9 protein-coding genes are annotated in these 8,596 nt (G+C 65.3%); 3 read left to right on the plus strand and 6 right to left on the minus strand.

What is annotated here, in order from left to right; translation table 11 throughout:
- Positions 1-2,220: excinuclease ABC subunit UvrA (uvrA, locus tag Q7T84_RS07225; protein ID WP_304807190.1), on the plus strand; the 2,220-nt coding region annotated here is incomplete at its 5' end.
- Between the two features lie 30 nt (positions 2,221-2,250).
- Here the strand turns inward: uvrA and Q7T84_RS07230 are convergent.
- Positions 2,251-2,796: a methylated-DNA--[protein]-cysteine S-methyltransferase gene (locus Q7T84_RS07230; protein WP_304807193.1), complete on the minus strand. Its 546-nt coding sequence runs from the start codon at positions 2,794-2,796 to the stop codon at positions 2,251-2,253.
- A gap of 138 nt (positions 2,797-2,934) precedes the next feature.
- Between Q7T84_RS07230 and Q7T84_RS07235 the strand changes: the two genes are divergently transcribed.
- A complete protein-coding gene (locus tag Q7T84_RS07235; RefSeq protein WP_304807195.1) occupies positions 2,935-3,546 on the plus strand; it encodes a glutathione S-transferase family protein in 612 nt (203 codons plus the stop codon).
- Positions 3,547-3,594: 48 nt separating this feature from the next.
- On the opposite strand, the gene Q7T84_RS07240 is transcribed toward Q7T84_RS07235, so the two are convergent.
- Positions 3,595-4,479 carry a hypothetical protein gene (locus Q7T84_RS07240; protein ID WP_304807197.1) on the minus strand — a complete coding sequence of 295 codons (885 nt, stop codon included), beginning with the start codon at positions 4,477-4,479 and terminating at the stop codon, positions 3,595-3,597.
- Between the two features lie 130 nt (positions 4,480-4,609).
- Between Q7T84_RS07240 and trmFO the strand changes: the two genes are divergently transcribed.
- Positions 4,610-6,016: a methylenetetrahydrofolate--tRNA-(uracil(54)-C(5))-methyltransferase (FADH(2)-oxidizing) TrmFO gene (gene trmFO, locus Q7T84_RS07245; protein ID WP_304807200.1), complete on the plus strand. Its 1,407-nt coding sequence runs from the start codon at positions 4,610-4,612 to the stop codon at positions 6,014-6,016.
- A gap of 189 nt (positions 6,017-6,205) precedes the next feature.
- Here trmFO and Q7T84_RS07250 read toward each other — a convergent pair whose 3' ends face one another.
- The 4 genes from Q7T84_RS07250 to secF form a co-directional block, all read right to left on the minus strand.
- The gene (locus tag Q7T84_RS07250) at positions 6,206-6,910 is read right to left on the minus strand and encodes a squalene/phytoene synthase family protein (RefSeq protein WP_304807202.1); all 705 of its coding nucleotides are present in this window, start codon (positions 6,908-6,910) and stop codon (positions 6,206-6,208) included.
- Between the two features lie 60 nt (positions 6,911-6,970).
- Positions 6,971-7,570 carry a urate hydroxylase PuuD gene (locus Q7T84_RS07255; protein WP_304807205.1) on the minus strand — a complete coding sequence of 200 codons (600 nt, stop codon included), beginning with the start codon at positions 7,568-7,570 and terminating at the stop codon, positions 6,971-6,973.
- 82 nt (positions 7,571-7,652) lie between these two features.
- Complete coding sequence (locus Q7T84_RS07260) at positions 7,653-8,012, minus strand: Mth938-like domain-containing protein (RefSeq protein ID WP_304807207.1); 360 nt, start codon at positions 8,010-8,012, stop codon at positions 7,653-7,655.
- A 9-nt stretch (positions 8,013-8,021) separates the two neighbouring features.
- The coding region (secF, locus tag Q7T84_RS07265; RefSeq protein ID WP_304807209.1) for a protein translocase subunit SecF at positions 8,022-8,596 on the minus strand (575 nt) is incomplete at its 5' end.

Genomic DNA, 8,596 nt, shown 5'->3' on the forward strand with positions numbered 1-8,596 from the left:
CTGGAGACGGCGCTGAAACTGGCGGACGGCATCGCGGTCGCCGAGTGGGCCGACAAGGCCGAGGGCGAGACCGAACCGCGCCGGATGCTGTTCTCCGAGAAGTTCGCCTGCCCGGTCTCCGGCTTCACCATCAGCGAGATCGAACCGCGGCTGTTCTCATTCAACAACCCCTATGGCGCGTGCCCGGTGTGCGATGGCCTCGGCGCCAAGCTCGCCTTCGACGCCGACATGATCGTGCCGGACAAGGACAAGACCCTGCACAAGGGCGCCATCGCGCCCTGGGCCAAGGGTCCCTCGCCGCTCTACACCCAGACCCTGCAGGCCCTGGCCGGCCACTACGGCTTCTCAATGGACATGCCGTGGTGGAAGCTGCCCGAGGGCGCCAAGACCGTGGTGCTGTACGGGTCGGGCACCGAGAAGATCAAGTTCGTCTATGACGACAACGCCCGGAAGTACGAGGTCAACAAGACCTTCGAGGGGGTGCTGCCCAACCTGGAACGTCGTTGGCGCGAGACCGATAGCTCCTGGGTCCGCGAGGAACTGGGCCGCTACCAGTCCGAGACGCCGTGCGAGGCCTGCGAAGGCTATCGCTTGAAGCCCGAAGCCCTGGCCGTGAAGATCGCCGGCCAGCACATCGGCCAGGCCAGCCGGCTGTCCATCCGCCACGCCGAGGAGTGGTTTAGCGGCCTGGACGCCAGCCTCACCGACAAGCAGATGGAAATCGCCCGCCGGATCCTGAAGGAGATCACCGATCGCCTACGGTTCCTGGTCAATGTCGGGCTGGACTACCTGAACATGAGCCGCGGATCGGGCACCTTGTCGGGTGGCGAGAGCCAACGCATCCGCCTGGCCAGCCAGATCGGCTCAGGCCTAACGGGCGTGCTCTATGTGCTGGACGAGCCGTCCATCGGCCTGCATCAGCGCGATAACACCCGACTGCTGGAAAGCCTGAAGGGCCTGCGCGACCTTGGCAACTCGGTCCTCGTCGTCGAGCACGATGAAGAGGCCATCATGACCGCTGACTATGTCATCGACATGGGACCTGCCGCCGGCATCCACGGCGGCCAGATCATCGCCCAGGGCACGCCCGCGGAAGTACTGGCCAACCCCGACAGCATCACTGGTCAGTACCTTTCGGGCGTCCGGGAGATCGAGGTCCCGGCGGACCGGCGGCCGATCTCAAAGAAGAAGGTGCTGCGGGTCGTCGGCGCCACCGGCAACAACCTGAAGAACGTCACGGCCGAGATCCCGGCTGGGACTTTCACCTGCATCACCGGCGTCTCGGGCGGGGGCAAGTCCACCTTCACCATCGAGACCCTCTACAAGGCGGCCGCCCGGCGGCTGCACAACGCCTCGGACGCGCCCGCCCCCCACGAGAAGATCGAGGGGCTGGAGATGTTCGACAAGGTCATCGACATCGACCAGTCGCCGATCGGCCGCACGCCGCGCTCGAACCCGGCCACCTATACCGGCGCCGTCCAACCGATCCGCGACTGGTTCGCCGGCCTGCCGGAATCCAAGGCTCGCGGCTACGGTCCCGGCCGGTTCAGCTTCAACGTCAAGGGCGGCCGCTGCGAGGCCAGCCAGGGCGACGGGCTTATCAAGATCGAGATGCACTTCCTGCCGGACGTCTACGTGACCTGCGATGTCTGCCACGGCAAGCGCTACAACCGCGAGACGCTCGAGGTGTTGTTCAAGGGCAAGTCGATCTCCGACGTCCTGGACATGACCGTCGAGGAGGCGGCCGACTTCTTCAAGGCCGTGCCGACGGTGCGCGACAAGATGGAGACGCTCAAGCGCGTCGGCCTCGGCTACGTCAAGGTCGGGCAGTCGGCCACCACTTTGTCCGGCGGCGAGGCCCAGCGCGTGAAGTTGAGCAAGGAACTCTCGCGCCGCGCCACCGGCAAGACCCTCTACATCCTCGACGAACCGACGACCGGCCTGCACTTCGAGGACGTGAAGAAGCTGCTGGAAGTGCTCCATGAGTTGGCCGACCAGGGCAACACCATGGTGGTGATCGAGCACAATCTCGACGTCGTGAAGACCGCCGACTGGATCGTCGACTTCGGCCCCGAGGGCGGCGACGGCGGCGGCGAGATCGTGGCCCAGGGCTCCCCCGAACAGGTCGCGGCCAACCCGAAGAGCTGGACCGGACGCTACCTCGCCGAGATCCTCAAGCGCCACGAAGAACGCGCCGGCGCGAAGCTGAAGCGGGCTTGAGCCATCCCTCCCCTTCATGGGAAGGATGGTTCACCGCCCGCCAAACAGCGGCAGGGTCTCGGGCGCCAGAGCGCCTTCGATCTCCAACATGCGCAGCTTGGTGTCGGCGCCGCCGGGCGCTGAGAAGCCGCCCTTGCGGCCGCCTGCCGCCAGGATGCGGTGGCACGGTACGACGATGGGCCAGGGGTTGGCTCCAAGCGCCTGGCCCACCGCCCGTGAGAGGCTGAGATCTCCAAGGCGCTTGGCGATGTCGCCATAGGTCAGGGTCCGCCCCGGCGGGATGGCGCGCGAAATCTCGTAAACTCGGGCGCTGAACGCCGCGAGGCCGGTGGTGTCGAGTTCGACCTCCAACAGGTCGCGCGGCTCGCCGTTCAGCAAGGCCTGCATGCCGCAGATCGCCTGAGCCACCGTCGCCGGCGGGTCTGTCTCGACCGCTTGCGGATATCGCCGCGCCAGTCGCGTCCGCGGATCGCCACCTTCGGACTGCGGCAGTTGCACGCCGACCAGGCCGCGGGCGTTCCAGACGACGCCGCAGGTCCCGATAGCGGTGTCAAAGAGGGTGAAGCCTTCGCTCATCACGCAAATCTAACACCTCGGCCCCGCCCCGGCTCGCGGCTTTCGGACCTTCACCTAACAGCGCTCAATGAGGCCTTGCATTCAAACAGATGTTCGAAATAGCTTGGCCTCATAGTTTGCACATTTAGGGAGCCCCCGATGATCCTCTATGGCGCGCCAATGCCGGCGCCGAACCCCCGTCGCGTCCGTATATTCCTGGCGGAAAAGGGGATCGACCTGCCCGAAACCACCGTCGACATGATGAAGCGCGAGCACAAATCGCCGGAATTCCGGGCCAAGAACTCGATGGGCCAGCTTCCGGCCTTGGAGTTGGACGACGGGACCTGCATCTCCGAGACCGTCGCCATCTGCCGCTACTTCGAAGAGACCCACCCGGAACCGCCGCTGTTCGGCGTCACGCCGGTGGAGAAGGCCCTGGTCGATCAGTGGGTCCGCCGAGTCGAGTTCGCGGTGATGATGCCGGTGGGCAGCTTCTGGCGACACGCCCACCCGCGCACCGCGGCGCTGCTCAACCAGTTCAAGGACTTCGGCCAGTCGAACGCCGAGATTTATAAGGGCGCTCAGAAGTATCTGAACCGAGAGCTTGAGAGCCGCGACTTCCTGGTGGGCGACAGCTTCACCATGGCGGACATCTGCCTGCTCTCGACGGTGGACTTCGCCGAATGGATCGGCCTGCCCGTCGAGGAAGAGTTCGAGAACCTGACCGCCTGGCGGACCCGCGTGAAGGCCCGTCCCAGCGCCAACGCCTAAGCTCAAGGGGCGCCGTTCCGCTCGATGGGAGCGGCGCCCGGTGAGGCTCTAGCTGGTCGTGAGTTCGCGGTAGATCACGGCCGCCGGCGCGACCAGGACCGCATAGTAGAAGGCGTTCAGGAACGCGCCGAAGATCGTGTAGATGATCATCGGAATGGTGAAGTAGGCGCCGACCGAACTCAGGTCCGGCGCGAATATCTTCGAGACCGACGCGATGTCTCCACCGGCCGCGATGGCGGCGATGGCCATGAAGATCACCATGGCCAGCACCAGCACGACGACGACGCTGGCGATAGCCAGCACATAGGCGCCGACCAGCTTCCAGAACTGGCCCTTGGTCAGCTTCCAGGATTCGAACACGCTGATCTTTTGCTCAGCGAAGGTCATGACTGGCGCGAGCGACAGCCGCACAGCGACAAAGAACAGCAAGCCCGTGAAGAAGAGGCCAAGCGCCACGCCGAACAGCGGCGAGCCCAAGAACGAATAGGCGATACCGGCGCCGATCCCGCCGACCACGACGACCAACGTCACCGCCACCAGGGTCAGCACGAAATAGATGAGAGTCAGGACGGCCAGACGCAGTTCGTCGCGGCCGAGACGCAGGTATCCGAAGCCGGTCTCGGTCGGGCGCAGGATCGCGCGATAGACCGCCGAGGCGAGAACCGCCTGGACCGCCAACCCTATGGGCAACAGGATCGCGTAGAGCGGCAACAGCGCCGTGAAGTTCGCCAGAGCCGCGGCGGAGTCCGCGCTCTTGTCATTGGCGGCCGCTTCGAGAGCCATCAGGTCCTGGCCGCCCATGGTCACCAGAAGAACCGGCATCAGGAAACTGACGATCATGTAGAAGCCGGCCCAGATCAGCAAAATCTTCGGCTTCTCGCGTGTAATCCGGAATCCTTCAAAAGCGGCGTCGGTCGCCGAGAACGCAGTCATTTCAATCCCCAGGCCAGGTCCTCGTCAAATAACGAGTCAGCCGCCCATTCGATGCGAATTCTGGGGATGCGCCCCCTTCCCCGCAAGGCCTAGCTCGCGAAGTCGGTGGATCGTTGCTAGTTAGTCACGCATGTCGATCCAACCTGTTCATATCGTCGGTGGCGGCCTCGCCGGTTCCGAAGCCGCCTGGCAAGTCGCCGAGGCTGGCGTCCCTGTCGTCCTCCACGAAATGCGTCCCGTGCGCGGCACCGATGCGCACCAGACCGATGGCCTGGCCGAGCTCGTCTGCTCCAACTCCTTCCGGGCCGACGACTGGACCGGCAACGCAGTGGGGCTGCTGCATCACGAGATGCGCAAGCTGTCCTCGATCATCATGTCCTGCGGCGACGCCCATCAGGTCCCGGCCGGCGGCGCGCTGGCCGTGGACCGCGACGGCTTCTCCCAGGCGGTGACCGCCCGGCTCGAGGCCCACCCGCTGATCACCATCCAACGCGAAGAGGTGGCCGGCCTGCCGCCGGCCGAGTGGGACAACGTCATCGTCGCCACCGGCCCGCTGACCTCGCCCGCCCTTTCAGCGGCGATCCTCGACCTGACCGGCGAGGGCGAGTTGGCCTTCTTCGACGCCATCGCGCCGATCATCAACTTCGACTCGATCAACATGGACGTCTGCTGGCGTCAGTCGCGCTACGACAAGGTCGGGCCAGGCGGCGACGCCGCCGCCTACATCAACTGCCCGATGGACAAGGACCAGTACGAGGCTTTCATCGACGCCCTGCTGACCGGCCCTAAGTCCGAGTTCAAGGACTGGGAGAACGTCCCCTATTTCGACGGCTGCCTGCCGATCGAGGTGATGGCCGAACGGGGCCGCGAAACCTTGCGCCACGGCCCGATGAAGCCGGTGGGCCTGACCAATCCCCGCGATCCGCTGGTGAAGTCCTACGCTATCGTACAGCTACGTCAGGACAATGCGCTCGGCACGCTGTGGAACATGGTCGGCTTCCAGACCAAACTGAAGCATGGCGCCCAGACCGACATCTTCCGAATGATCCCTGGCCTGGAGAAAGCGGTCTTCGCCCGCCTCGGCGGCCTGCACCGCAACACTTTCCTGAACAGCCCCAAGCTGCTGGACGGCCAGTTGCGCATGAAGAGCCAGCCGCGCCTGCGGTTCGCCGGTCAGGTGACCGGCGTCGAGGGATACGTGGAAAGCGCCGCCATCGGCCTGCTGGCCGGTCGCTTCGCCGCCGCCGAGCGCCTGGGCAAACCCATCGACGCGCCGCCGGCCACGACCGCCCTAGGCGCCTTGATCGGCCACATCACCGGCGGGCATCTCGACGCGGGCAAGGGCTCATTCCAGCCGATGAACATCAATTACGGCCTGTTGCCGCCGCTGGAGAACGCGGCGGCCAAGCGGCGCGAGGACGGCAGCCGCATGGGCGCCAAGGAAAAGGGCCGCGCCAAGAAGCTGGCGGTCGGCGAGCGGGCCTTGGCCGATCTCGGCGCCTGGGCAGCCGGCGAAAAGGCGATCGCGGCGGAATAGGTTCTCGCCTGAGATCCTCACCAACCCGCGTGTCATCCCGGAAAGCCCGCAGGGCTTGTCCGGGACCTATGAACACCTGATGGCGCAGGTGACGGCGACGCCCGGCCCGCTCGGCTCATTCAGCGCGAATGGGTCCCGGCCTTGCTTCGCAAACCGTAATGACAGTTTAGAAGCCGTGGCGGCCCGCGCCTAGACGCGGCCCCGGGCCACCGCCCAGAGCAATCGCAGTCGCATCTCCAGTTCGGACGGCCTGCGTCCGAGCGCACGAGGGCGAGCCAAGGCCGCGTGAGCGATGGCTGGGAAGGCGGCGACCGACAGCCCCCCAGCGGCCGCCAGAGCTTCCTGCAAAGCCGCCTGGGCCTCATCCCCGGTCAGCCCGGCCGTTCCCATCAGCCTGCCGATCGCCCAGGCCTTGCCGCCCTGCTCGGCCCGGCTCACGTCAGGAGCATCTTCCAACACGCGGGCGGCGCTCACCGCCGCTCCACCGCCGGAACCAGCGGCCCACTCCAAGGCGTCGGCCAGGTTCATCGGGGCCGGATCAAGCTCGCGATAGCGCGCCTCGATCATCGCCTCCAGCGGTCCGCGCGGCAGGCCGCGACGATCGATCGCCAGGGCCAGGGCCTGGGCGGTCGGGTGATGACGGACGGGGCGGCCCTCATAGACCTCGTCCAGCACCTCCCGCCACCAGGCCAGGCGGATCTCGCCCATCAGCGAGTTGGAGGCGACCTTGGGCGCACGAGCCAGCTCGTGGTCGAAGGCGTAGATCGCGATCACGTCGGCGCGCGCCTGGGCATCGGCGATGAACCGACTGGATAGCCAGCGTTCGGGATCGAGGCGCCTGGTCTGGGCGTCGAGGTCCTCGGCGGGGATTTGGGGTTCTTCGGTCTGGGACATATCGCAAATGAAAAGGCCCGCCGATGAGGCGGGCCTTCCAATCTTACTCGGCTTCTATCGTTAGCCGAAGATGGTCTGATTCATGGTCATGGTGACCAACATCGGCAGCGAGAGCAGCGTATTGATCCGCGAGAACAGCATCGCGGTCTTTCCGGCCTTGGCCTTGGCGTCCGCGTCGCCGTCAACGATGCCGAGCGCGATCTTCTGGTTCGGCCAGATGAACACCCAGACGTTGAAGAACATCACCGTCGCCAGCCACATGCCGGTGCCGATGAAGGTGTGCTGCGCCACGCCGCTGAGCGCGCCCAGCGTGAAGGCGTCGACCAGATAGCCGCGGTTGAAGGCGAGGATCACGCCCATCACCCAGGTGGCGAGCGCCGCCCAGCGGAACCAGAATAGCGCTTCAGGCGCGATGTACTTGGAGATCGCCGGCTTCAGCTCAGCCGGGATTTCCGGCATTTTTCGGATCTGGACGAAGTTGAAATAATACAGCAGCCCGATCCAGAGGATGCCGAAGAAGGTGTGCATCCAACGGAACACCGCCTGCCAGAAAATGGCGTCGGCCGTGCCATTGTGGGCCATATAGCCCCCGATCATGATCAGCGAGAGCAGGAAGCTCACGATCATGGTGTTTCGGAAATTGGTGAGCAGTCCAGCCATCGTTCAGCCCCTTACGATTCCAGCCCTAGGTAGTTGTACATAGGGCGATTTATCGGGGCCGGGAAGCGACGCGCGAAATAAGCTAGACCGCAATCATGGCGGCGGCGAGCTTGCGGCCTTCGGCGGTCAGGATGTTGTAGACGCGGCAGGCGGCCGCGGTGTCCATGAATTCCAGCCCGATGCCCGCCTTTTGAAGCGCGTCACGCACCGCGCGCGGCGGCAAGGCGTTGACCGCCCCAACGCCCAGCAGGACGAACTCAACCTCGGCCCGGCCGGCCGCGAAGACCTCGGCGAAGCTGTCCAGCGTCAGCTCGGCCAGCGAGCCCACCGGCCAGACCTGGGCCTGGTCACGCAAGATCAGGAGCGAGCCTTCGTGACGGCCGGTGGAGAGGCGGAAGCCGCCTCCCCCATAGGCGTCGATCTGCGGTGCGTCACGAGCCACGGCGATGGCCTAACGCGCGACCGCCGGCTTCAGCGGCTCTGCCGGCTCATCACCACGCTTGACGCCCCACAACAGGATCACGGGCGCAGCGACATAGATCGAAGAGTAGGTGCCGATGATGATGCCGAAGATCATGATGATCGAGAACGCGAACAGCGCCGGCCCGCCGAAGATCGCCAACCCACCGAGCGCCAGGACCGCGGTAAGCCCGGTGATCACCGTGCGGGACAGGGTCTCGTTGATCGACAGGTCGATTACATCGCGCAAAGGCATGGTCTTGTACTTGCGCAGGTTCTCGCGAAGCCGGTCGAAGACCACGACGGTGTCATTCATCGAGTAGCCGATGATCGTGAGGATCGCCGCGATCGTCGTCAGGCTGAACTCAAGCTTGAACAGCGCGATGAGGCCGAAGGTGAGGATCACGTCGTGGAACAGGCCCACGACGGCGCCGACGCCGAACTGAAGTTCGAACCGGAACCAGATGTAGAAGAGCATCAGCAGGATCGCGAGCAACAGCGCCGTCAATCCGCTTTGGAACAGCTCGCCCGAGACCTTTGGGCCAACGACGTCGGTCTTGGTGAACG

Source organism: Phenylobacterium sp. (genome assembly GCF_030654915.1).
Lineage (GTDB): Bacteria > Pseudomonadota > Alphaproteobacteria > Caulobacterales > Caulobacteraceae > Phenylobacterium.